Origin of the sequence: Plantactinospora sp. WMMB334, assembly GCF_049179095.1 — a bacterium.
Taxonomy (GTDB): domain Bacteria; phylum Actinomycetota; class Actinomycetes; order Mycobacteriales; family Micromonosporaceae; genus Plantactinospora.
The window spans coordinates 2,997,019-3,018,792 of the sequence record NZ_JBMHME010000002.1; the positions used below are offsets into that span (position 1 = coordinate 2,997,019).

Below are 21,774 nucleotides of genomic sequence, written 5' to 3' on the forward strand. Positions count from 1 at the left end.
GGGTCAACCAACGGTTGACGCGAACCCGCTCGTCAACCTACGGTTGACGCATGGAGCGACTTCCGGTACGCCTCGACGACCTCATCCAGTACGTCCACCGTCAGCACCCGGACAGTGACGCCCTGGAGCGGCTCTCGGACGCGGTGCTGGTCGGCGAGTACCTCGGCGACCTCGCCGACCACCTGATCGGGCACTTCGTCGACCAGGCCCGCCGCTCCGGCGCCTCCTGGACGGAGATCGGCCAGAGCATGGGCGTCACCAAGCAGGCCGTGCAGAAACGCTTCGTCACCCGGAGGTCCGAGCAGGACGAGCCGGTTCCGGCCAGCGCCTTCGCCCGGTTCACCGACCGGGCCCGGCACGTGGTGCGGCAGGCCCAGGCGGAGGCCCGGGAGGCCGGCAGCGCCGAGGTGGGCACCGCACACCTGCTCCTCGGCATCCTGCACGAACCCGAGGGTCTGGCCGGTCGGGCGATCACGGCGCTGGGAGTCTCCGCCGCGGCGATCCGGGCCGGGGCCGGCGCCACCGAGGACCGCCCGAGCGCCACCGAGGACCGCCCGAGCACGGCACCCCCCGACCCGCAGCCGGGTGCGGTGCCGGAGCACCTGCCGTTCTCCCCCGGCGCCAAACGGGTCCGGGACCGCACCTTCCAGGAAGCGCTGCGGCTCGGCCACAACTACGTCGGCACCGAGCACATCCTGCTCGGTCTGCTGGCCGCCGAGGACGAGCCGGGTGCCCGGATCCTGGTGGGGCTCGGCGTGACCCGGGACCGGGCCGAGGAGTGGATCGTCGACACGCTGCGGGGCCTGCCCCGCTCGGCCAGTTCCGGACGGTGACCGGCCTCCGGGCGACCCCGAAGGCACTCTGGCGCGACCGCGACTTCCCGCTCTTCTGGTCCGGGCAGGCGCTCTCCGCGCTGGGCGACTCGTTCTCGCTCCTCGCCATGCCGCTGCTGGTGCTGGAGGCCACGGGTTCGGTGGCCCGGATGGGGCTGCTGACCGCGCTGGTGGGCGCGGCCTCGGTCGGTGCCGGCATCGTCGCCGGCTTCCTCGTCGACCGGGTCGACCGGCGACTCCTGTTGATCGGCTGCGACCTGTTCCGGGCGGCGGGCTACGCCACCGTCCCGCTCGTCTGGCTCGGCACGCCGCACCTCTGGCTGCTCTACCTGGTCGCACCGGCCTGCGCCGCCGCCGGAATGGTCTTCCAGGTCGGCTACGTGGCAGCCATGCCGGCGCTGGTCGAGCCGGCCCGGATCACCCGGGCGAACGGCCAGCTCTACGCGACGTACGCGGCGGCCGGGGTCGTCGGCCCGGTGCTCGCCGGGCTGCTCTCCGGCGCGGTCGGGCCGGCCGCCGCGCTGGCGGTCGACGCCGGCACCTTCGCCCTCTCCGCGCTCGGCCTCTCCTTCGTCCGGCTCCGTGCCCCGGCGGGCTCCTCGCCGGCTCCGGTAACCCGGGCGGGACCCGCTCCCCGGTCCGACCTGCTGGTCGGGGTGCGGTTCCTCTGGCGGCACCCGGTGCTGCGGACGCTGACGATCCTGCTGTCGTTCCTAACCTTCCTCACCATCGGGCTGACCGACGTCTTCATCTATCACGTCAAGCACGAGCTGGGCCGTTCCGACAGCGCTGTCGGGCACGTCCTCGCCGCCGCGGCCGGCGGCACCGTCGCGGCGGCCCTGCTGGTCGCGCCGGCCCGCCGCCGGCTGGGTTTCGGCCCGTGCTGGATCGGGGCGTACGCACTCGGCGGGCTGGCCGTCGCCGGCGCGGGACTGACCCGGGACGTACCGGCGCTCGCCCTCCTGGTGGCCGGCTACGCGTTCGGCGCCGGCATGGCGGGGATCTGCTCGTTGTCGCTGCGCCAGCAGGTCACCCCGGCGCCGTTGCTCGGCCGGGTGACCTCGGCATTCTGGACGCTGCACTCCGCGCTCGGGCCGCTCGGTGCCGCCGTGCTCACCGGCGCGGTGGCCCGGTACGGCACCGCACCGGTCTGCCTCGCCGCCGGCCTCGGCTGCGTCGCCGTCGCCGCACGGGCGACCGCCACCCCGGTCCGCTCACCGCAGCCCGAACCCGGGTGAGAGAAGGACCCCCGCATGACCTTCCTGTCGCGGGGGCCCTTCCTGACGGGCGGCGCTCAGGGGCTGGTGCAGGTGAGGTCGGTGGGTGCGGTGTTCGTGCCGTTCCAGGAGCCGTTGAAGCCGAAGGTGGTGGAGCCGTTGGCGCCGATCGACCCGTTCCAGCTCACGTTCCGGACCGTTACCGACGACCCGCTGGTGGTCAGCGTGCCGCTCCAGAGCTGGCTGATCGTCTGCCCGTTGGCGAAGGTCCAGCGCACGGTCCAGCCGTTCAGCGTGGCGGTGCCGTTGTTGCGCACCGTGACCTCGGCCTGGAAGCCGCCCTGCCACTGGTTGACCAGGCGGTAGGTCGCCGTGCAGGCGCCGGTGCCCGGCGGCGGGGTGGTGGTCGGCGGGACCGTCGGCGTGCCTGGTGGCGTGCTGGGCGGTGTGGTCGGCGGCCCGGTGGTCGCGGTGGGGGGCGGGGTCGACCCGGTCGGCGGGAACCGGAGGATCCGGTCGTCGCTGGCGGCCGGTGAGCCCCGCCCGTCCCGGTTGCTCGTGGTGACCCAGAGCGAGCCGTCGGGGGCACGTTCGACGGTACGCAGCCGGCCGTACTGGCCGGTGAGCTGCGCGACCGGGTTGCCGGCCACCCCGCCGCTGCCGTTCAACGGGACCTGCCAGAGCCGGGTGCCGCGCAGGGCGGCGACGAAGAGCATGTTGCCGTCGATCGCGGCGCCGCTCGGCGACGCCTCGGCGGTCGTCCAGGTCACGATCGGGTCCCGGAACCGGGGGTCGTTGCCCCGGCCCTCCACGGTCGGCCACCCGTAGTTGCCGCCGGGCACGATGTAGTTGACCTCGTCCCAGCTGTTCTGGCCGAACTCGCTGGCGTAGAGGCGCCCCTGGGCGTCCCAGGCGAGCCCCTGCACGTTGCGGTGGCCGAGGCTGTAGACCAGCGAGCCGGCGGTCGGGTTGTCCGGCGGGGCGCTGCCGTCCGGTCGCATCCGGAGGATCTTGCCGTTGCGGCTGGACGGGTTCTGCGAGTTGGCGGTCTGGCCGGCGTCTCCGACACCCGCGTAGAGCATGCCGTCGGGGCCGAAGGCGATCCGGCCGCCGTCGTGGAAGTTCGCCCGGGCCAGACCCGTGAGGATCGGCGTCTGGGTCTGTGCCGCGTCGAGCCGGAACCGGACGATCCGGTTGTCGCTCGACGAGGTGAAGTACGCGTACACGTAGCGGTCGGTGGCGTAGGTCGGCGAGACCGCCAGCCCGAGCAGCCCGGCCTCGCCGCCGGGCGAGACGCCGGAGATGGTGGCGACCTGTTGCGGGCTCTGCCCCGGGCGCACCTGCAGGACCCGGGCGCTGTCCCGCTCGGCCACCAGTGCGCTGCCGTCGGGCAGGAAGGCCAGCCCCCAGGGTGTCTGGAGGTTGCTGGCCACGGTCTGCGGGCGACTGAAGTCGAATTCACCGGCGGCGAAGACCCCGACCCCGTCGTCCGGGGCCGATGCCGTGCCGGCCGCGGCGAACCCCGCTCCGCTCAACACGACCGCCAGGGCCGCGCCCGGAACGAGAAGCCGACTCCTCATGCCACACCTCCAGCAGGACAGGCGGGCACCGTCGCCCGCCAAGGCAGAGATCGGCATCAATATATCACCGGTATCGACGGAGGTCCACGAGCCGGGATCGGCTCCCCTCGCCCGGTCGGTGCGGCGGACCGGCGAGCGGGACGGGCGAGCCGGTCCCCGCCCGGCCGGCTCGCCCGCGTCCCCGACGCCCCCCGGCAGTTCATCCCCACCCGCCCGAAGGGGAGATGATCATCACGTCGCCGGGGCCGCCGAGGTGGGATACGGTGCCCGTTGTTGCCGGTCGCCGTATCGGTCTGTCCCCTCCGCACCACCCTCCGCCGGGTACCCGCGCGCCCGTCGGCGAGCGGGATCCCGGCACCGGACGGAATCGGACGGCCCGCAAAAATTTCGGAGCCGGTCCGATAATTCGCCCTGATGTGGCGCACGCTACGACTCGATGAACCGGCGGTCAAGGCCGACGCCGTCCGGAAACCTACGAGCTACTTCGGGCCGGGTACCCTCTCGACGCGGGCCGGACTTTCCGGAAACATGTCGGAAGTACGTACGCCCGCGTCCCAACCCCGCCGCACAGACGCGCGGCGGGCGTGCGAAGAGGCCAGTAACAAGCGACAGGAGGCTGCTCGTGAGCAGCAACCGCAACGCCGCCGACGGTCGTCGGACAACGACGACCGAGCGGCTCGAGGTCACCGGGGTGCGCGACGGGCATCCGTACGATGGCGAGCCCACCGGCGGGCCGGCCGACGGTGCGGCGCCCGGCGACAGCGCCCGGCATGATCCCGCTCCCGGCGACCCACCCCGCTGGCAGGACCCGACGCTCCCGGTCGAGCAGCGGGTCGACGACCTGCTCGGCCGGCTCTCCCTGGAGGAGAAGGCCGCGCAGCTGTACGGCGTCTGGGTCGGTGGCGACTCGACCGGTGACGACCTGGCCCCGCACCAGCACGAGATGACCAGCGAGGCGCCCGAGTGGCGGGGCATGATCAGCGCCGGGCTCGGCCAGCTCACCCGGCCGTTCGGCACCGCACCGATCGACCCCGCCCTCGGCGCACGGGCACTGGCCCGGATGCAGGAGGAGATCGTCGCCGCCAACCGGTTCGGCATCCCGGCCGTCGCCCACGAGGAGTGCCTGACCGGATTCATGACCTGGCAGGCGACCGTCTATCCCACGCCGCTGGCCTGGGGCGCGACCTTCGATCCCGGGCTCGTCGAGCGGATGGCCGCGCAGATCGGCTCGTCGTTGCGGATGGTCGGCGTACACCAGGGGTTGGCTCCGGTGCTCGACGTGATCCGGGACGCGCGCTGGGGACGTACCGAGGAGTCGATCGCCGAGGACCCCTACCTCGTCGCCACCATCGGCACCGCGTACGTCCGGGGCCTGGAGTCCGCCGGGATCGTCGCCACCCTCAAGCACTTCGTCGGATACTCCGCCTCCCGGGCCGGCCGCAACTTCGGCCCGGTCGCGGTCGGCGCGCGGGAACTCGCCGACGTGCTGCTTCCGCCGTTCGAGATGGCGCTGCGCGACGGTGGCGCCGGCTCGCTGATGCACGCCTACACCGAGATCGACGGAGTGCCGCCGGCCGCCGACCCGGACCTCCTCACCCACCTGCTCCGGGACCGCTGGGGCTTCACCGGCACCGTCGTCGCCGACTACTTCGGGATCAGCTTCCTGCAACGGCTGCACAGCGTCGCCGCCGACCTGACCGACGCGGCGGTGCTGGCCCTCACCGCCGGGGTGGACGTCGAGCTTCCGGCGGCGCACTGCTACGGCACCCCGCTGATCGAGGCCGTCCGGGCCGGCACCGTGCCCGAGGCGCTGGTCGACCGGGCCGTCACCCGGGTGCTCCGGCAGAAGTGCCGGCTCGGCCTCCTCGACCCCGACTGGTCGCCGCTGCCGCCCGCGTTCGCCGGCACCGCCGACGGATCCGCCGTCGCCGAGGGCTCCATCGACCTCGACCCGCCGGCCAGCCGGGCCCTCGCCCGGCAGCTCGCCGAGGAGTCGGTGGTGCTGCTGGCGAACACCGGCACGCTGCCGCTGCGCCCGAACGCGCGGATCGCCATGGTCGGGCCGCTGGCCGACAGCGTCGACGGGATGCTCGGCTGCTACACCTTCCCCAGCCACGTCGGCAGCCAGCACCCGGAGCTGCGGGACGGGGTGGAGATCCCCACCCTGCTGGCGGCGCTCCGGGCCGAGCTGCCGGACGCCCCGATCAAGTACGCGGCCGGCTGCACCGTCGACGGCTCCGCCGACCTCGAGGCCGAGACGATCCGCGCGGCGGCCGAGGCCGCCGCCGAGGCCGACCTCTGCGTCGCGGTACTCGGCGACCGGGCCGGACTCTTCGGCAAGGGCACCTCCGGCGAGGGCAGCGACGTCGCCGAGCTACGGCTGCCCGGCGCCCAACCCGCACTCCTGGAGGCGGTGCTGCGCACCGGGACACCGGTGGTGCTGGTGCTGCTCGCCGGCCGGCCGTACCCGCTCGGCGAGTCGATCGACCGGCTGGCGGCGGTGGTCCAGGGCTTCTTCCCCGGCGAGGAGGGCGGGCCCGCCGTGGCCCGGGTGCTCAGCGGCGCGGTCTGCCCCTCCGGTCGGCTGCCGGTGAGCGTCCCCCGCCAGCCGGGCGGCCAGCCGAGCACCTACCTCGCCCCGGCGCTGGGGCACCGCACCGAGGTGAGCAGCGTCGACCCGACCCCGCTCTTCCCGTTCGGCCACGGCCTGTCGTACACCGAGTTCAGCTGGCCCGAGGTGCTGGTGGACGGCGCGGATGTCGGCGGGCGCCCGGTGGAGGTGCCGACCGACGGCGAGGTCACCGTCTCCGTCGCCGTACGCAACGACGGCGATCGGCCGGGCACCGAGGTCGTGCAGCTCTACCTGCACGACCCGGTGGCCCAGGTGACCCGGCCGGTGGTCCGGCTGATCGGGTACGCCCGGGTGCCCCTGGAGCCGGGCCAGAGCCGGCAGGTGCGCTTCCGGGTGCACGCGGACCTCTCGTCGTTCACCGGCCGGCCCGGCCACCGGGTGGTCGAACCGGGCGACCTGGAGCTGCGGATCTCCGCTTCCAGCGCGGCCCACCGGCACACCGTCCCGGTCCGGCTGACCGGTCCGGAGCGCCGGGTCGACCGGCACCGCACGCTCGTCGCCGAGGTGACCCTGCACTGAGTCGCCGGTCCGGCGCCCCGGTCGGCGGGGGCGCCGGGCCGCACTCGCCACACTGAATGCACTCGCCGCGTCCGATGCGCTCGCCGGGCGGACGGGCGGGGTGAGCCGGCATACTGCCGGGGATGATTCTTCTCGGCACGTCCGGGTGGCAGTATCGCGACTGGCGCGACCGGTTCTATCCGGCCGGCCTGCCGCAGCGGCGCTGGCTCGAGCACTACGCCGAGCATTTCGGCACGGTCGAGCTGAACAACGCCTTCTACCGGCTGCCCGAGCGGGACGTCTTCGCCGGTTGGCGGGCCCGCACCCCGGACGACTTCTGCGTCGCCGTCAAGATGAGCCGCTACCTGACGCACATCAAGCGGCTGCGGGACCCCGCCGAACCGGTCGCCCGGTTCCTCGACCGGGCCAGCGCCCTCGGCGACCGGCTCGGCCCGGTGCTGGTGCAACTGCCACCGAACCTCCGGGCCGACCTGCCGGCGCTGTCGGAGGTGCTCGCCCGGTTTCCGTCCGGGGTACGGGTCACGGTCGAGCCGAGGCACCCGTCCTGGTGGACGGAGCAGACCCGGCGGGTGCTGGAGCGGCACGGTGCCGCGCTCTGCTGGGCGGACCGGGGCGGCCGGCCGGTCACCCCGCTGTGGCGCACCGCCGACTTCGGCTACCTCCGGTTGCACGAGGGCCGCGCCGAGCCGCGACCCCGGTACGGTCGGACCGCGCTGCGCTCCTGGCTGGACCGGATCGGCGCGGCCTTCTCCGGCGCCGAGCCGGTCTTCGTCTACTTCAACAACGACCCGGGCGGCGCCGCGCTCGCCGACGCGGCCGCGCTGGCCGGGCTCGCCCGCCACCGCGACGTCCCGATCGGCCGCGCGCCGTGAACCACCCCGCCTACGACATGATCGTGGCGAGGTCCTTCGGCATGCTCGACCTGACGTCGTCCCACTCGCCGTCGGTGACGTGCCGCCGCAGCGCGTTCAGCACCGTGTTCACCACGGTCGCCGGGCCACCCTCGACGTCGAAGGGGAAACCGGCACGCACCTCGTAGAGGAACTCCTCCCGGTTCAGCTTGATCGGGACGACGCTCGGATCCCAGCCCTCGAAGTAGACGCCCCGGACGATCAGCGGCAACTGGGCCGCGAAGTGCGCGCTCTCCTGCACCGGGAGCCGGTCCCGGAGCAGGTGCAGTACGGTCCGCAGGGCCGCGTACGACTGGTTGCGGCGCTCCTTCGGCCACCCGTACGCCTGCTCGATCTCCTTGAGGATGAGGTTGGTCTTGTCCATCGACGACTCGAAGACCGAGTACGAATTGTTCGGCACGACTGATCCCCCGTCCCGTCTCGGCTACTGCCCACCCTTGCCATGCTCGCCCTTGCGGGGGTGAGGCCCGCTCACCCCGACCGGGTGAATCCGGTGCCGGCCGAGCGGGAGCAGGGCGACCCCCGTACCTGCTCCCGCTGTCCGTCGACGGGCTTGTGGTCGGGTCAGCGTGTGCCTGGTCGAACTCGGCGGATCGAGGGCCGTCGCCAGTGATCCGTCGCACGCACGGGTGTACCGTCCAAGGTGGCGGCCTGCCGGGGTAGAGGCCGGGGCCGCCGCCCAGTCCTCTACCTGGGAGCCACGATGACCGAGCCCGCGACCTTCGGTGCCCGACTCCGTGCCCACCGCGAACGCGCCGGCAAGAGCCGAGCCGTTCTCGGCGGACTCGTCGGGCGATCCGCCGACTGGGTGAAGGCGGTAGAGAACGGCCGGCTGCTCACCCCGCGGCTTCCGATGCTGATCCGCCTCGCCGAGGTGCTCGACATCGGCGACCTGGCCGAGCTGACCGGCGAGCAGGCGGTGCCGGTCACTTCCGTGACCCGGGCCGGCCACCCCGCCATCGACAAGGTCGCCACGGCGATGCAGCGGACCACCCTGTCGGCCGGCGCCCCGACCCCGGCCGCTGCCCTGCGCGGCCGAGTGGATCAGGCGTGGAGCCTCTGGCACCGGTCGACCACCGAGCGGAGTGCGGTCGCCGCCGTGCTTCCCGATCTGCTCGACGAAGCACGGGTGTCGGTGCGCCGGCTCGACGGGACCGACCGGCGGGCCGCCCTGGTCGAGCTGGCCCGCGTCTACCACCTGGCGCAGCTCTACATGGCCAACCAGCCATACCCGGAACTGGTCTGGCTCGCCGCCGACCGGGCGATTCAGGCCGCGCAGGATGCCGACGCCCCGGGCGCGGTCGCGGTCGCTGCCTGGTACTACGCCCACGTCTACCGGTCCTCGGCGCAGGTCGACGCCGCCGAGCAGGTGCTGACCAATGCTGCGGCCCTGCTCGACCCGGCCACTGGCGGCGGGACGGCGGCCCGGTGGGGGCAGCTCCAGCTCGGGTTGGCGCTCGGGCACGCGAAGGCCGGACGCGCCGGGCAGGCGTGGCGGGCGTGGGACCTGGCCGACGAGACCGCCGGCCGGCTCGGCGCCGGTTACGCACACCCCTGGCTGATGTTCGGCCCGGCCGCCGTCGACGCGTACGGCGTCACGGTGGAGATCGACCTTGTGCGCCCGGGTGAGGCGGTCCGCCGGGCCGACCAGGTGGACTACTCGGCGCTGCCGTCCCGGACCCGCCGGGCCACGCACCTGGTCGACGCCGCGCGGGCGCACCTGCTCCGGCGGGAGGAGGTCGCCGCCGTTCATCTGCTCGGCCGGGCGCTGCGGGAGAGCGTCGACACCGTGCGGCACCGGCCGGACGCCCGGGTCGCCGTGATCGAGCTGTCCGGTCGTCGGGGCACCGTCGGCGAGGACGCCCGGGAACTCGCGCTGGCGATCGGCGTCGGCGGGTAGGTGTCCCACGGGGACGGTCTGTCCCCGTGGCTCGTGGTGATCTCTCCTACCGTCTCCGTGCAGGGACGCTGGTCGGGAGCCCGTACCGGCGTCCCGGCCGGCCCGGGGTCCCCTTCCCCCGGAGGTCTCCGGGTCGGCCCCCATTTGCCCACCGAGCGGCGTCCCGAGATCAGTGCTCCGGGGCGCCGTGGCGTAAGGAGGCTCCGACGTGGACACCGCCCTGACCCGCGATTCGCTCATCGAACGCCAGCACCGGGCCGGCCACCACTGCCCCGACTGCGCACCCCGAGGCGGCTGTCTCCAGCTCCTCGCCGCCGTCCACCGTCGGCTCGACCGGCTCACCACCACCGCCATCCCGACCGGCCTGCGGCGGCTGGTGTGAACCCCGCCGACGGACCACCCGGACTCGCGATCGACACCGCGCAGCGGATCGTCCTCGGCCACGCCACCGATCCGCCCGCACCCTGCACCCAGTGCCGGGAACGGCGCTGCTGGCTGCTGGAGACCGCCGTCAAGGTCGTCGCGTTCGCCGGTGAGCCGATCGACCCGACCCTGTACGCCGCGATCACCGCCGCCGCGCGGCGGATCGCCGACGTGCACGCACCGGGCGACGACCGGCTCTGCTCCCCGTGCCTGCTGGAGGAGTGCGAGCCGCTGGAGATCGCGACCGCGTGGCCGCACGTCGCCGGAGAGCGGACCGGCGGGCCCCGGACCGTCGTGGACGTCCTCGCGCCGGACCTGGCTGAGGCGCGGCGGGTGGTGCGGCAGCATCAGGGGTACGGCTGCCCACAGTGCACGCCGACCGGATGTCCGGCCGAGGACGCGGCGGTGCCGGTGGTCTTCGATGACGTGGTCGGCCGGTGGCCGGCCGGGCCGAAGGCGCTCGGCGAGGTGGACCGGATCGTCCGCGAGATTCGGGGCGACGAGTGAGCCGGGCCGGAAGCCGGACCACCGCTGGGCGACGTGGGTTGTCGGAATCAGGAGCGCTGCGCTACTCCGGGAGCTGGTCGGTCAGTCGGTATCTCCGCTGTTCAGCATCCCTTCCAGGGTCGATGCGTTCTGTTGGGCGTAGTCCCGGTAGCAGTTGTTGAACAGGACGTGCGTCTCGGTCGCCTGGTCGGCGAGTTCGCGCAGCCTGGGCGCCCAGTCCGCGAGTTCCCGTTGCGAGTAGCGGTAGCCGAACTTCTCGTAGATGTCCCTGCTGGTCCACTTGTCGCTGTGCCCGTGGAACCGCACCACCGCCAGGTCGGCGGTGGCCGCCAGCACCGGCGGCACCGACGAGCGGTGCCCCTGCGGCATGTCGACCGAGACGTACGCCAGCTCGTGCTCGCGGAGGAAGTCCAGGGTCTCGTCGCGGTTGCCCTCGGCGAACCAGGAGGCGTGCCGAAACTCGAAGACGGGCCGGAGCGGCCCGCAGCGCCGCCGCACCTCCAGCAGGTACTGCTTGTTGTCGCGCCGGATGGTGAACCAGGGCGGAAACTGGAACAGCAGCGCGCCCAGTTTCCCCGCCCCGGCCAGCGGTTCCAGCGCGGAGAGGAACCGGGTCCAGACCTCCTCGTACGCCTGCGCGCTCAGGTCACCCGGGTAGACGTTTCTCTTGTCGGTCTCCGGCCGCAGGTCCTTGTAGAGCGCGGAGACCCGGGTCGGGTGCCCGGTGAGCAGGCTGAACGCCTTGACGTTGAAGGTGAAGTCGTCCGGCGTACGCGCCACCCACAGCTCGGCGGTCCGCTCGGCGGGCGGCGAATAGTAGGTGGCGTCGACCTCGACCAGCGGGAACCGCCTCGCGTAGTGCGCCAGCCGGCGCTCCGGAGTGTCCGCGCTCGCCGGATACCAACCCGACTCCAGCAGGGTGCGGTCGGTCCACGACGCGGTGCCGACCCTGATCTCGCCCATGCCTCCAGTTCACCCGCCCCGGCCGGGGCCGGCAAGCCGGACGCGTTCCACCCTCGTCGCCGGTCGCCTGGGCTCAGGCGGCGCGGCGTTCCCGGGACTGCTTGCAGGTGACACAGGTGGTGGCGGAGGGGAAGATCTCCAGCCGCTCCACCGGGATCGAGTCGCCGCAGCCCTCGCACCAGCCGTACGTCCCCTCGTCCAGCCGGCTCAGCGCGTGTTCGAACTGGGCCCGGCGGTCGAGGATCGTCCGCAGCAGTGACTGCGCGGTGTCCCGTTCGGCCGTCTTCGTGCCGCTGTCCGCCTGGTCGTCGCCGGCCGTGTCGCCGACCTCCACCAGTCGGAGCACCTGGCTCTGCGTCAACGCCTCGTCGTACTCGACGGTCAGCTCGTCGTAGCGGGCCTGCAGGGCGCGGCGGATCTGGTCGCTGTCGGCTGCCGAGCGGCGGGTGCCGATTGCCTCGTTGACGAGCATGCGCTGCCTGCCTTTCCGTCGAAGGAACGGATCTGCGGTCCTGGACGGTATTGTCCGGGTCGCTCCGTCATGAGCAGCGCGATTACCCCACCGCCACGGGCGGCAAACCGCCAATTTCTCCGCCCCCGCACCGGCCGGCTCTCAGCAACCGGCACCGTCGGCGGACGCCACCGGGTCAGCGGACGGTTTCCGGCTCGACCAGCGCAGGGTGTCGCGGGTCGTCCAGCCGGATCACCACGTCGGCGAAGCTCGCCGGGACGACCTCGTCGGCGTAGCGGGCGAACGCCGGCAGGGTCCACCGTTCCGGTTCGGGCGTACGCCGGGCCAGCGCACCGGGCGAGAGCACGAGATGGATCGCCAGGTCGAACGGAAGGCCGCCGCCGAGCAGCAGCGGACCGCTCACCAGGACCACCCCGCCGGGCGGCAACCGGAGGTACTCCGCCCGGGTGGCCCGGTCGGTCTCGGCGTTCCAGAGCGACGGCAGGATCCGCCCCGTACCCGCCGGTCCGGCCGGGTCGAGCACCTCCCGGCGCAGCCCCGCCTCGTCGAGCCAGCCGAGGTAGTACGCCTCCGGATTGGTCCGCCCCTGCTCGTAGCGGAGCGACGCCGGCCGGAGGAAGTCGGCCGCGTCGATCCGGACCGCCGGACGGCCCCGCACCCGCAGCGGGTCGACCAGCGCCTCGGCGAGCCGCCCCGGCTCGGCGGCGGGCGGGCCGTCGACCGCCACCCGCAGCCGACCGGCGCCACCCTCCTCGGCGGCGAGCCGGTCGGCCAACTCCTCCACCAGCAGTTCCGGGCTGATCGGGCGGACCCTCATCCGACCATCCTGCCCCGGCCAGGAGCCGCACCGGCCGCCGGGGAGGTGGCAGCCGCGCGGGTCAGGCACTGCCCGGATCGGGCGTTGCCCGGGTCACCGCCGCCCGGGTCAGGCGTTGCGGTCGATGGTGACCACGGCGTCGTCGGCGAGCCGGTAGCCGACCCCGTAGACGGTGGTGATCAGCGGCACGTCGCCGACCTTGCCGCGCAGCCGCCGGATGTGCACGTCGACGGTGCGCACCCCGGTGTGCTCGTAGCCCCAGACCGCGGTCAGCAACTGCAACCGGGTGAAGACCCGCCGGGGGTGTGCGACCAGGTGCGTCAGCAGGTCGTACTCGAGGCGGGTCAGCGGCAGCGGCTCGCCACCGAGCAGCACGGTCCGGGAGGCGGCGAGGATCCGCAGCTCCGGCACGGCGACGGCGGTGCCGGTTGCCGACCGGGCCGGCGGTCGCGGGGCGGCCGGTTCGGCACGGCGGTCGGTCGGACCGAGCAGGCCGCCGGTGATGGTGGCCTCGCCCCGTTCGACCAGCTCGCGTGCCGCTTCGAGCAGGCGGCGGGCCGGCGGGGTCAACATCTCCTCGCTGCCGACCAGCGGGATGGAGAGCGTCACCGTCAATGTCGGCACCGGAGATGCGGCCGGGCGGCGCGACGCCACAGGCGGGCGGCCTGGTCCGGCCGGCTGGGCGCTGTGCCAACCGGTACGCGACGAGGCGGGGCTGACCGACATGCTTCTCCTTGGCTGCTGCTCCGGCGTCCCCTCGGCCAGAACCGCCGCTGGAATCGATGCTTCCGGCCGGCGGGGCGGGGGTCAAGGGGACACGACGATGCATGAATGTGATAAACGACAAACTGATTGGAATCACGTGCTCGCTCTTAGTACCAGATCACGACACCCTCCGCTGACCCGTCAGGATGGTCGGCATGCGGGGTGTGGTGACGGGGTTCGGGGTGATCTGGACCGTCACCCTGGTCGGCTACCTCGTCGGCCGCACCAACCTGCTCGGGCCGCACGGCACCGTGGTGATCGCCCGGCTGGTCTTCCTGATCGCCACCCCGGCGCTGCTGCTCGGCACGCTCGCCCGCTCCACAGTGGCCGATCTGGCCACCCCGGCGCTGGCAGTCTTCGTGCTGAGCACCCTGATCGTGGCGGCGCTCTATCTCCTCGTCGCCCGCCTCGGCTGGCACAGCCCGCCCGGCGAGGCGACCGTCGGCGCCCTCTGCGCCTCGTACGTCAACGCGGCCAACCTCGGGCTGCCGGTCGCGGCGTACGTGCTCGGCGACGTCTCCTTCGTCGTCCCGGTCCTGATCTTCCAGGTGTTGCTGGCCGCACCGCTGGCCCTCGGCGTGCTCGACGCCACCACCGCCGGCCGGGGCCTCTCGGTACGCCGGCTGGCCCTGCTGCCGGCCCGCAACCCGATCATGCTCGGCAGTGCGGCCGGGTTGCTGATCTCGGTCTCCGGCTGGGATCCGCCGGCCGAGTTGCTGCGCCCGTTCGACCTGGTCGGCTCGGCCGCCGTCCCGCTGGCGCTGCTCGCTCTCGGCATGTCACTGCCGGGCGCCCGGCCACTGGCGGGTGGCTCCGGCGCCGTCCAGCGGTTCGTCGTCGTCGGACTGAAGATCGTCGTGCAGCCCGTGCTGGCGTACGCGATCGCGCGGTTCGGGCTGGGCCTGACCGGTCCGGTCCTGCTGGCCGCCGTGGTCACCTCGGCGCTGCCGACCGCACAGAACGTCTTCGTCTTCGCCACCCACTACGGGCAGGCCCAGCCGCTCGCCCGGGACGCCGTGGTGCTCTCCACCGTCGCCGCCGCCGTCTCGCTCGCCGCGATCGCCGCCCTGCTCGGCTAGCGCGTCAACGGCTCCCGGTAGCCACCGACGTTCCGGCAATTGCCATTGGACCCTCAGGTCTCCGATCCGGGCGTGACGAACGTTCCGCGTCCGGTGAAGGTCACGACCCGGCCCTCCTCGCGCAGCAGGTCGAGCGCGGCCCGCACGGTGCCACGCGCCACACCGTAGGTCTGCGAGAGCGTCACCTCGCCGGGAAGCTTGTAGCCGGGTGACCATTCGCCATTGTCGATCTTCGCCCGCAGTGCGTCGGCCACCTGCTCGGCAAATGAGCGCGGTGACCATGGGTCGATCATGCCGTCAGGCTGTCACCTGTCCGTCCGAGTCATCCTGTCTATCCTGTCCTTTCTATGGACAGGATAGACAGGATGGGGCTAACGTCGGCGTACGGCCCGATGCGAGCCGAGGGAGGCCGAGGTGGTCGCGTTCAAGCCGACAGAGGTCATGGTCGTCGGGCCCCGTACGCTGCCGGCGGACGGACCGGTGAAGGTCTGGATCGATCTGGGCTCCGGGCCGGGACGCGAGCTCCTGGTCCGGTCGGAGCACCTTCGGCTCTCCGTCCAGGACTCCGGGGACGGACCCACCGCTCTCTATGACCTGCGGGTCTTCTTCTGCCGTGGATGACTCGACCACCGGCAGGCTCGCCCGGACGAGCCGATTCTGTTTACCCGTCCCGGGTGGCCCCGACTCGAGAGCCACCCGGGAGCAGGGCGTCCGGTCAGGCGCCGCCCTCGTTGAGGGTGACAGTGGTCGGCTGGTATCCGGCGCCGGTGACGTCGAGACCGGCGCCCCGGAGCTGGTCCAGCGCCGCCCGGACGTGGTCGTTGGTGTACGCCGCCGACTCCGGCCGCTTGGTCAGCACCGTCTGGCCGTCCTGGTTGCGGGTGGTCAGCGCCAGGTCGACGGTGGCGTTCCAGGCCGCCTCGTCGATCGTCCCGATGCCGTCCGGCGAGGGCCAGACCAGCTTGTTGACCTCGTTCGCCTGCCAGAGCTGGTGGCTGGCGCCCAGCTTGGAGCCCCGCTTCACCACCAGGTCACGACAGTGCGACACGTTGTCCCGGCAGTAGATCCACCCCTTCAGCGTGCCGGCCAGGAACTTCGTCGCCATCTCCCGGTACGCCTCGTCGTTCGCCAGCCGCTCGCCGTTGGCCCAGACCGCGTCCTGGAGCATCGCCGTGCCGACCGTGTTCCAGTCCAGCACCGTGAACGCCTCCGGCCGGTAGAGCTGCCCGGTGCTCGGATCCTTCGCCTCCAGCAGCTGGGCGTACTCGTTGTAGCTCATCGCCTGGGCGGCGTCGATGTCGCCGCGCAGCAGGGCCTGCATGTCGAACTGCTGCTGCACCAGCGTCACGTCCCGGCCGGGATCGAGCCCGGCCTTGGTCATCGCGGCGAAGAGCTCGAACTCGTTGCCGAAGCCCCAGTTCCCGACCTTCTTCCCCCGGAGGTCGGCCGGCGACCTGATCCCCCTGTCGGCGAAGCTGACCTGATAGGTCCCGGAGCGCTGGAAGATCTGCGCGATCTGGGTGATCGCGGCGCCCTGCTCCCGGGAGGCGAGCGCCTTCGGCACCCAGGCGACCGCGAAGTCCGCCTGGCCCTGCGCCAGCACGGTCTGCGGCACGATGTCGACGCCGCCCTCCAGGATCTGCACGTCCAGGCCCTGCTCGGCGTAGAAGCCCTGGTCGGCGGCTGCGATGAAGCCGGCGAACTGGGCCTGGACGAACCACTGCAACTGCAACCTGACCGGGGTGGTGCCGCCCGAACCCGTGCCCGGGGTGCCGGCGGGGTCCGCCGTCCCGCAGCCGGCCAGCAGGGCGACGCTCAGAATTCCGGCGACGAGGCCGCGACGTGCCGATGTTCGCATCGATCCTCCAGCGGTGAACTCCGTACGGGGCCGGTCGGCCCCGGGGTCGGGCTGCGCCGGGCGGGCGAGTGCCAGGCGGGTCGGCTCAGCCGGGCCGCCGCGCGCGCCAGGGCATCGCGAGGCGTTCCAGGCCGAGGGCGGCGAGATAGAAGACGAGACCGAGTACGCAGGCACCGAGCACGAACGCCCAGGCGCGCGGGTACGCGGTGTAGGAGGCGGCCGAGGTGATCCGGGATCCGAGCCCGTCCTGCCGCCCGCCGAAGTACTCGGCCACCACGGCGGCGATCACCGAGAGCGAGGCGGCCTGCCGTAGCCCGGTGAAGACGAACGGCAGTGCCCCGGGGAGCCGGACCAGCCGGGTGAAGGTCCAGCCGGCGGCCGCGTAGCTGTGCATCAGCTCCCGGTGCACCGGGTCGACCTCGGCCAGCCCGCGCAGGGTGTTGAGGAAGACCGGGAAGAAGACGACGATCGCCACCACCAGTCGGCGCGGGATGCTGCTGGTGGAGGAGAACATGGTGTTGAGGATCGGAGCCAGGGCGATGATCGGCAGCGCGTTCAGCGCCGCCGCGACCGGCAGCGAGACCTCGCCCAGATAGCCGAAGCGGCTGGCCAGCATGGCGGCGGCGAGTGCCACCAGGGTGCCGAGGAGCAGCCCGACCGCGGCGTTGCCGCCGCTGGCCAGCCCGACCTGCCAGATGGTGGCCCGGTTGTCCCAGAACTCCGCGCCGATCCGGGAGGGCGCCGGCAGGATGAACGGCGCCACCCGGCCCAGCGTCACCGCCAGTTCCCAGACCACCAGCCCGGCCAGCCCGACCAGCAACGGCGGCCACGCCGAGCGGAGCAGCGCGCCGGCACCCCGTCTCCGGCGTCGGCGCCGGGCCCCGACCGGGGCGGTCGGATCCACCGCCAGGGTCGGATCGACCCGGGTCGCCGATCCCCCACCCGCCGCCGTCATGTGGAGGCTCCGGGAGCCGTGCCGCGCAGCGCCTGCCGGACCCGGGTGATGCCGGCGAAGAAGGCCGCCGACTGCCGGGTCGCCTCGGTCCGCTCCCCCACCGCCACCTCGACGACCTCGACGATCCGGCCGGGACGGGCGGACATCACCACCACCCGGTCCGACAGGTAGACCGCCTCCGGGATCGAGTGGGTGACGAAGACGGTGCTGGTGCTCCTGCGGGCACAGATCCGCAGCAGCTCGTCCTGCAGACGCTCCCGGGTCATCTCGTCCAGCGCGCCGAACGGCTCGTCCATCAGCAGCAGCGGCGGGTCCACCGCCAGCGCACGGGCGATCGCCACCCGCTGCTGCATCCCGCCGGAGAGCTGGTCCGGATAGTGCCCGGCGAAGTCGGCCAGCCCGACCAGGTCGAGCATCTCGCGCGCCTTGGCGTGCCGGGCCCGCCGGGACAGGCCGCGCAGTTCCAGCGGCAGTTCGACGTTGCGGGCCACCGTCCGCCACTCCAGGAGCCCCGCCTGCTGGAACGCGATGCCGTAGGCCAGGTCGAGACGGGCCTGCCGGGCCGACCGGTCGGCGACCCGGACGGTGCCGGCGGTCGGCGGCACCAGATCGGCCACCAGCCGGAGCAGGGTGGACTTGCCGCATCCGGAGGGGCCGATCAGGCTGACGAACTCGCCCCGGCCGACGGTCAGGTCGACGCCGTCGAGCGCGGTCACCTCGTCCGGGCGGCCGGCGTTGAAGACCTTCGTCACCCCGCGCAGCTCGACCGCCGGCACCACACCGGCACTCGACTGTCCACTCTCGCCGGTCAGCGTGCCCTCCGTCGTACCCGTCACCGTGTCGAGACCCTTCGTCCGGGGGTCAGCAGCAGCTCCGCCAGGCCGACGGCGCCGGCCACGGCGAGCCCGAGCAGCGCCGCGCCGAGCAGCGCGGTGTAGACCTTGGCCGGGTCGGTGGTCGCCTCCCGGGAGTACTCGATGACCAGCCGGCCGATTCCGCCCCGGGTGCCGGTGGAGATCTCCCCGACCACCGCGCCGACCACCGCCGCCGCCGCGGCCAGCCGCAGGGCCGGGAAGAGGTACGGCCGGGCGGCCGGCAGCCGCAGCTTGACCAGGGTGCGCCACCAGCCGGCGGCGTAGCTGCGCATCAGTTCCTCGGCGATCGGGGCCGGAGACTGGAGCCCGCGCAGCAGCCCGACGGCGATCGGAAAGAACGCCAGGTAGCTCGCGATGGTCGCCACCGACATCCACGGCTCCCACGGCCGGGAGCCGATGGAGAGCCGCCCGCCCCAGCCGGCGATCACCGGGGCGAGCGCGATCAGCGGCACGGTCTGGGAGAGGATCACGTAGGGCAGCAGCCCCCGCTCGGCCACCCGGAACCGCTGCATCAGCACGGCCAGCGCCGCGCCCACCAGGACGGCGACGGCGAAGCCGACCGCCACGCCGCGCAGGGTGAACGCGGCGGCCCGGAGCACGACCAGCCCGACCGGCTCGCCGCCGGCCAGCTCCGGATCGGCGAACCGGCCGAGGATCTCGGCCACGTGCGGCATGGCCGCGTCGTCGGCCCGGGGCAGCAGCCGGACCCCGAACAGCATCGTGCCGTCCGGATCGCCGACCGCCTTGTAGCCCTCCCAGAGCAGCGCGCCGAGCAGCACCGCGCCGAGCGCGCCGGCCGACACCCGGACCCGGGCCCGCCAGCCGCGAGGCGAGCTGGGCATACCCGGCTCAGCCCGCCGTCGCCGGCACGTCGACGACCCCGGACCGGGGTGCGGGCGCTTCCGGCGCTCCGGCCGGCGGTGCGGTCCCGCCCAGCGCCGGGATGACCGACTCGCCGTACGCGGCCAGGGTGCCTGCCTTGTCGTCGTGCTGGAGATAGACGGCGAACTGGTCGACGCCGAGCTCGCGCAGCGCGGCGAGCTTCTCCAGGTGTGCCGAGACCGGCCCGAGCAGGCAGAACCGGTCGACGATCTCGTCCGGTACGAAGTCGGTGTGCGTGTTGCCGGCCCGGCCGTGCTCCGCGTAGTCGTAGCCGCGCCGCCCGGCGATGTAGTCGGTCAGCGCCCTCGGCACCGCACCGGAGCCGGCCCCGGAGCCGGCGGCACCCGAGCCGGACCCGGCGCCCGCGGTGCCGTACCGGGCGACGATGTCGGCGACGTGGTTGCCGACCATGCCGCCGAACCAGCGGCACTGGTCGCGCTGGTGGGCCAGGTCGTCGCCGACGTAGGCGGGGGCGGCGACGCAGAACCTGATCGCCGCCGGGTCCCGGCCGGCCCGCTCGGCGGCCCGCCGGACCGCGCCGATCATCCAGGCCGCGATGTCGGGGTCGGCGAGTTGCAGGATGTAGCCGTCGCCGACCTCGCCGGCCAGGGCGAGCGCCCGGGGCCCGTACGCGGCGACCCACATCTCCAGCGCGCCGCCGCTGACCCACGGGAAGCTGACCTCCCGCCCCCGGTAGCTGACGGTGCGCCCGTGCGCCAGCTCCCGAATGACGGTGACGCAGTCCCGCAGCTCCCCGATGGTGGTCGGCGGATAGCCGAGGGTACGCAGCGCCGAGTCCCCCCGGCCGATCCCGCAGACCGTACGGTTGCCGTACATCTCGTTGAGGGTGGCGAAGAGGGAGGCGGTGACGGTCCAGTCCCGGGTGCCGGGGTTGGTGACCATCGGCCCGACCATCACCCGCTCGGTCTCGGCGAGGATCTGCGAGTAGATCACGAACGGCTCCTGCCAGAGCAGGTGCGAGTCGAAGGTCCAGACGTGGCTGAAGCCGGCCGCCTCGGCCCGCTTCGCGAGTGACACCACCTCGCGGGCCGGCGGGTCGCACTGGAAGACCACTCCGATGTCCATCGGCCGCTCACCGCACCTTCGGGAAGCCGAGGTCGACCTCGCTGGTCGCCGGGTCTGGCCAGCGCGAGGTGACCACCTTTGTCCTGGTGTAGAAGGCCAGCCCCTCCGGGCCGTACATGTGCAGGTCGCCGAAGAGCGACGACTTCCAGCCGCCGAAGCTGTAGTAGGCGACCGGCACCGGGATCGGCACGTTGATCCCGACCATGCCGCAGACCACGTCGTACTGGAAGCGCCGGGCCGCGCCGCCGTCCCGGGTGAAGAGGGCGGTGCCGTTGCCGTACTCGTTGGCGTTGACCAGGGCGACGGCCTCGGCGTAGCTGTCGACCCGGACCACCGAGAGCACCGGCCCGAAGATCTCGTCGGTGTAGTAGCCGGAGTCGGTCGAGACGTCGTCGACCAGGGACGGGCCGAGGAAGAACCCGGGCCCGTCGGCGATTGGCAGCGTCCGCCCGTCCATCACCACCTTCCCGCCGGGCCGGTCGAGGTACGCCCGTACCCGGTCCCGGTGCTCGCCGCTGATCAGCGGTCCCATCTCGGCGTCGGGGTCGCTGGCCGGGCCGACCCGGATCCGTGCCATCCGCTCGGCGATCGCCGCGACGAGCGGATCGGCGACCGCGCCGACCGCGACCACCACCGAGACGGCCATGCAGCGCTCCCCCGCCGAGCCGAACCCGGCCGAGACGGCGGCGTCGGCGGCGGCCCCGACGTCGGCGTCCGGCAGCACCACCATGTGGTTCTTGGCCCCGCCGAGCGCCTGCACCCGCTTGCCGGCGGCGGTGCCGGCGGTGTAGATCGACCGGGCCACCGGGGTGGAGCCGACGAAGGAGATCGCGGCGATCCCCGGGTCGGCGAGCAGCGCCTCGACCGCCGACCGGTCGCCCTGGACGACGTTGAACGCGCCGTCCGGCAGCCCGGCCCGGCGCAGCAGCTCGGCCAGGAGCAGTGAGACGCTCGGGTCCTTCTCGCTCGGCTTGAGCACGAAGGTGTTGCCGGCGACGAGCGCGGTGCAGAACATCCACATCGGCACCATCGCCGGGAAGTTGAACGGGGTGATCCCGGCGACCACCCCGAGCGGCTGCCGGATCGAATAGACGTCCACCCCGGTCGCCGCCTGCTCGCTGTAGCCGCCCTTGAGCAGGTGCGGGGCGCCGGCGGCGAACTCGACGTTCTCCAAGCCCCGGGCGACCTCGCCGGCCGCGTCCGCCACCGTCTTGCCGTGCTCGGCGGAGAGCAGGGTGGCGATCTCGGTCCGGTTGGCGTCCACCAGGTCGCGGAACCGGAACATCACCTCGGCGCGCCGGGAGAGTGACGCCGCCCGCCAGCCGGGCTGCGCGGCGGCGGCGGAGCGGACCGCGGCGCGTACCTCGGCGTCGGTGGCGGCGACCAGCTCGGCCTGCCGCTGCCCGGTCGCCGGGTCGTGGACCGGCAGCCGCCGGTCCCCGGTGCCGGGCACCTCAACCCCGTCGATCCAGTGTGGAATCGTCCGCATCAGCTCACCCA

General features: G+C 73.3%; 22 protein-coding genes. 9 read left to right on the forward strand and 13 right to left on the reverse strand.

Features of this window, described 5'->3' with window-relative positions; translation table 11 throughout:
- The first annotated feature begins 50 nt into the window (after positions 1-50).
- Both ACN27G_RS12835 and ACN27G_RS12840 read left to right on the forward strand, forming a co-directional pair.
- Positions 51-833: a Clp protease N-terminal domain-containing protein gene (locus tag ACN27G_RS12835; RefSeq protein ID WP_421493025.1), complete on the forward strand. Its 783-nt coding sequence runs from the start codon at positions 51-53 to the stop codon at positions 831-833.
- Positions 830-2,071, forward strand: coding sequence for an MFS transporter (locus ACN27G_RS12840; RefSeq protein WP_421493026.1), 1,242 nt, complete (start codon positions 830-832; stop codon positions 2,069-2,071). Before ACN27G_RS12835 ends, ACN27G_RS12840 begins: the two co-directional genes overlap by 4 nt.
- A gap of 56 nt (positions 2,072-2,127) precedes the next feature.
- Here the strand turns inward: ACN27G_RS12840 and ACN27G_RS12845 are convergent, their stop codons facing one another.
- A complete protein-coding gene (locus ACN27G_RS12845) occupies positions 2,128-3,630 on the reverse strand; it encodes a PQQ-dependent sugar dehydrogenase (RefSeq protein WP_421493027.1) in 1,503 nt (500 codons plus the stop codon).
- Positions 3,631-4,252: 622 nt separating this feature from the next.
- Here ACN27G_RS12845 and ACN27G_RS12850 point away from each other — a divergent pair.
- Both ACN27G_RS12850 and ACN27G_RS12855 read left to right on the forward strand, forming a co-directional pair.
- Positions 4,253-6,781, forward strand: coding sequence for a glycoside hydrolase family 3 N-terminal domain-containing protein (locus ACN27G_RS12850; protein ID WP_421493028.1), 2,529 nt, complete (start codon positions 4,253-4,255; stop codon positions 6,779-6,781).
- 122 nt (positions 6,782-6,903) lie between these two features.
- The gene (locus ACN27G_RS12855; RefSeq protein WP_421493029.1) at positions 6,904-7,653 is read left to right on the forward strand and encodes a DUF72 domain-containing protein; all 750 of its coding nucleotides are present in this window, start codon (positions 6,904-6,906) and stop codon (positions 7,651-7,653) included.
- A gap of 10 nt (positions 7,654-7,663) precedes the next feature.
- Here the strand turns inward: ACN27G_RS12855 and ACN27G_RS12860 are convergent, their stop codons facing one another.
- Positions 7,664-8,056, reverse strand: coding sequence for a DUF2267 domain-containing protein (locus ACN27G_RS12860; RefSeq protein ID WP_421497318.1), 393 nt, complete (start codon positions 8,054-8,056; stop codon positions 7,664-7,666).
- A gap of 339 nt (positions 8,057-8,395) precedes the next feature.
- Here ACN27G_RS12860 and ACN27G_RS12865 point away from each other — a divergent pair, with 339 nt between their 5' ends.
- The 3 genes from ACN27G_RS12865 (at position 8,396) to ACN27G_RS12875 (ending at position 10,522) form a co-directional block, all read left to right on the forward strand.
- Positions 8,396-9,592: a helix-turn-helix domain-containing protein gene (locus tag ACN27G_RS12865; protein WP_421493030.1), complete on the forward strand. Its 1,197-nt coding sequence runs from the start codon at positions 8,396-8,398 to the stop codon at positions 9,590-9,592.
- Between the two features lie 208 nt (positions 9,593-9,800).
- Positions 9,801-9,974, forward strand: coding sequence for a hypothetical protein (locus tag ACN27G_RS12870; RefSeq protein WP_421493031.1), 174 nt, complete (start codon positions 9,801-9,803; stop codon positions 9,972-9,974).
- On the forward strand, positions 9,971-10,522 hold the full coding sequence (locus ACN27G_RS12875; RefSeq protein WP_421493032.1) for a hypothetical protein: 552 nt from the start codon (positions 9,971-9,973) through the stop codon (positions 10,520-10,522). Before ACN27G_RS12870 ends, ACN27G_RS12875 begins: the two co-directional genes overlap by 4 nt.
- An 81-nt stretch (positions 10,523-10,603) precedes the next feature.
- On the opposite strand, the gene ACN27G_RS12880 is transcribed toward ACN27G_RS12875, so the two are convergent.
- From ACN27G_RS12880 to ACN27G_RS12895, 4 genes are all read right to left on the reverse strand, one after another.
- The gene (locus tag ACN27G_RS12880) at positions 10,604-11,485 is read right to left on the reverse strand and encodes a DUF72 domain-containing protein (protein ID WP_421493033.1); all 882 of its coding nucleotides are present in this window, start codon (positions 11,483-11,485) and stop codon (positions 10,604-10,606) included.
- Between the two features lie 73 nt (positions 11,486-11,558).
- Positions 11,559-11,957, reverse strand: a complete 399-nt coding sequence (locus ACN27G_RS12885) for a TraR/DksA family transcriptional regulator (RefSeq protein WP_421493034.1) — start codon at positions 11,955-11,957, stop codon at positions 11,559-11,561.
- 175 nt (positions 11,958-12,132) lie between these two features.
- The gene (locus tag ACN27G_RS12890) at positions 12,133-12,774 is read right to left on the reverse strand and encodes a uridine kinase (protein WP_421493035.1); all 642 of its coding nucleotides are present in this window, start codon (positions 12,772-12,774) and stop codon (positions 12,133-12,135) included.
- A gap of 108 nt (positions 12,775-12,882) precedes the next feature.
- Positions 12,883-13,500, reverse strand: coding sequence for a winged helix-turn-helix domain-containing protein (locus tag ACN27G_RS12895; RefSeq protein WP_421493036.1), 618 nt, complete (start codon positions 13,498-13,500; stop codon positions 12,883-12,885).
- Positions 13,501-13,694: 194 nt separating this feature from the next.
- Here ACN27G_RS12895 and ACN27G_RS12900 point away from each other — a divergent pair, with 194 nt between their 5' ends.
- Positions 13,695-14,618 (forward strand): AEC family transporter, encoded by a 924-nt coding sequence (locus ACN27G_RS12900; RefSeq protein ID WP_421493037.1) that lies wholly within the window; start codon positions 13,695-13,697, stop codon positions 14,616-14,618.
- Positions 14,619-14,671: 53 nt separating this feature from the next.
- Here the strand turns inward: ACN27G_RS12900 and ACN27G_RS12905 are convergent, their stop codons facing one another.
- Positions 14,672-14,911, reverse strand: coding sequence for a GntR family transcriptional regulator (locus ACN27G_RS12905; RefSeq protein WP_421493038.1), 240 nt, complete (start codon positions 14,909-14,911; stop codon positions 14,672-14,674).
- A gap of 121 nt (positions 14,912-15,032) precedes the next feature.
- On the opposite strand from ACN27G_RS12905, the gene ACN27G_RS12910 reads away from it, so the two are divergent.
- A complete protein-coding gene (locus ACN27G_RS12910) occupies positions 15,033-15,239 on the forward strand; it encodes a hypothetical protein (protein WP_421493039.1) in 207 nt (68 codons plus the stop codon).
- 94 nt (positions 15,240-15,333) lie between these two features.
- On the opposite strand, the gene ACN27G_RS12915 is transcribed toward ACN27G_RS12910, so the two are convergent.
- The 6 genes from ACN27G_RS12915 to ACN27G_RS12940 all read right to left on the reverse strand — a co-directional run bounded on the left by ACN27G_RS12915 (position 15,334) and on the right by ACN27G_RS12940 (position 21,763).
- Positions 15,334-16,476, reverse strand: a complete 1,143-nt coding sequence (locus ACN27G_RS12915; RefSeq protein WP_421493040.1) for an ABC transporter substrate-binding protein — start codon at positions 16,474-16,476, stop codon at positions 15,334-15,336.
- 85 nt (positions 16,477-16,561) lie between these two features.
- Entirely contained in the window at positions 16,562-17,431 is an 870-nt protein-coding gene (locus ACN27G_RS12920; RefSeq protein ID WP_421493041.1) for an ABC transporter permease, read from the reverse strand.
- Positions 17,428-18,267 carry an ABC transporter ATP-binding protein gene (locus ACN27G_RS12925; protein ID WP_421493042.1) on the reverse strand — a complete coding sequence of 280 codons (840 nt, stop codon included), beginning with the start codon at positions 18,265-18,267 and terminating at the stop codon, positions 17,428-17,430. Before ACN27G_RS12925 ends, ACN27G_RS12920 begins: the two co-directional genes overlap by 4 nt.
- Positions 18,264-19,148, reverse strand: coding sequence for an ABC transporter permease (locus ACN27G_RS12930; protein WP_421493043.1), 885 nt, complete (start codon positions 19,146-19,148; stop codon positions 18,264-18,266). The genes ACN27G_RS12925 and ACN27G_RS12930 overlap by 4 nt, the downstream gene beginning before the upstream one ends.
- A gap of 7 nt (positions 19,149-19,155) precedes the next feature.
- Complete coding sequence (locus tag ACN27G_RS12935; RefSeq protein ID WP_421493044.1) at positions 19,156-20,274, reverse strand: TIGR03842 family LLM class F420-dependent oxidoreductase; 1,119 nt, start codon at positions 20,272-20,274, stop codon at positions 19,156-19,158.
- 7 nt (positions 20,275-20,281) lie between these two features.
- Complete coding sequence (locus ACN27G_RS12940; protein WP_421493045.1) at positions 20,282-21,763, reverse strand: CoA-acylating methylmalonate-semialdehyde dehydrogenase; 1,482 nt, start codon at positions 21,761-21,763, stop codon at positions 20,282-20,284.
- Positions 21,764-21,774: the final 11 nt, after the last annotated feature.

Bases quoted from the DNA above. Each gene is read 5' to 3' on its own strand.
- ACN27G_RS12835 (WP_421493025.1), top strand. From the start codon at position 51: ATGGAGCGACTTCCGGTACGCCTCGACGACCTCATCCAGTACGTCCAC.
- ACN27G_RS12845 (WP_421493027.1), bottom strand. From the start codon at position 3,630: ATGAGGAGTCGGCTTCTCGTTCCGGGCGCGGCCCTGGCGGTCGTGTTG.
- ACN27G_RS12855 (WP_421493029.1), top strand. From the start codon at position 6,904: ATGATTCTTCTCGGCACGTCCGGGTGGCAGTATCGCGACTGGCGCGAC.
- ACN27G_RS12860 (WP_421497318.1), bottom strand. From the start codon at position 8,056: ATGGACAAGACCAACCTCATCCTCAAGGAGATCGAGCAGGCGTACGGG.
- ACN27G_RS12865 (WP_421493030.1), top strand. From the start codon at position 8,396: ATGACCGAGCCCGCGACCTTCGGTGCCCGACTCCGTGCCCACCGCGAA.
- ACN27G_RS12880 (WP_421493033.1), bottom strand. From the start codon at position 11,485: ATGGGCGAGATCAGGGTCGGCACCGCGTCGTGGACCGACCGCACCCTG.
- ACN27G_RS12885 (WP_421493034.1), bottom strand. From the start codon at position 11,957: ATGCTCGTCAACGAGGCAATCGGCACCCGCCGCTCGGCAGCCGACAGC.
- ACN27G_RS12890 (WP_421493035.1), bottom strand. From the start codon at position 12,774: ATGAGGGTCCGCCCGATCAGCCCGGAACTGCTGGTGGAGGAGTTGGCC.
- ACN27G_RS12895 (WP_421493036.1), bottom strand. From the start codon at position 13,500: ATGTCGGTCAGCCCCGCCTCGTCGCGTACCGGTTGGCACAGCGCCCAG.
- ACN27G_RS12900 (WP_421493037.1), top strand. From the start codon at position 13,695: ATGCGGGGTGTGGTGACGGGGTTCGGGGTGATCTGGACCGTCACCCTG.
- ACN27G_RS12905 (WP_421493038.1), bottom strand. From the start codon at position 14,911: ATGATCGACCCATGGTCACCGCGCTCATTTGCCGAGCAGGTGGCCGAC.
- ACN27G_RS12915 (WP_421493040.1), bottom strand. From the start codon at position 16,476: ATGCGAACATCGGCACGTCGCGGCCTCGTCGCCGGAATTCTGAGCGTC.
- ACN27G_RS12920 (WP_421493041.1), bottom strand. From the start codon at position 17,431: ATGACGGCGGCGGGTGGGGGATCGGCGACCCGGGTCGATCCGACCCTG.
- ACN27G_RS12930 (WP_421493043.1), bottom strand. From the start codon at position 19,148: ATGCCCAGCTCGCCTCGCGGCTGGCGGGCCCGGGTCCGGGTGTCGGCC.
- ACN27G_RS12935 (WP_421493044.1), bottom strand. From the start codon at position 20,274: ATGGACATCGGAGTGGTCTTCCAGTGCGACCCGCCGGCCCGCGAGGTG.
- ACN27G_RS12940 (WP_421493045.1), bottom strand. From the start codon at position 21,763: ATGCGGACGATTCCACACTGGATCGACGGGGTTGAGGTGCCCGGCACC.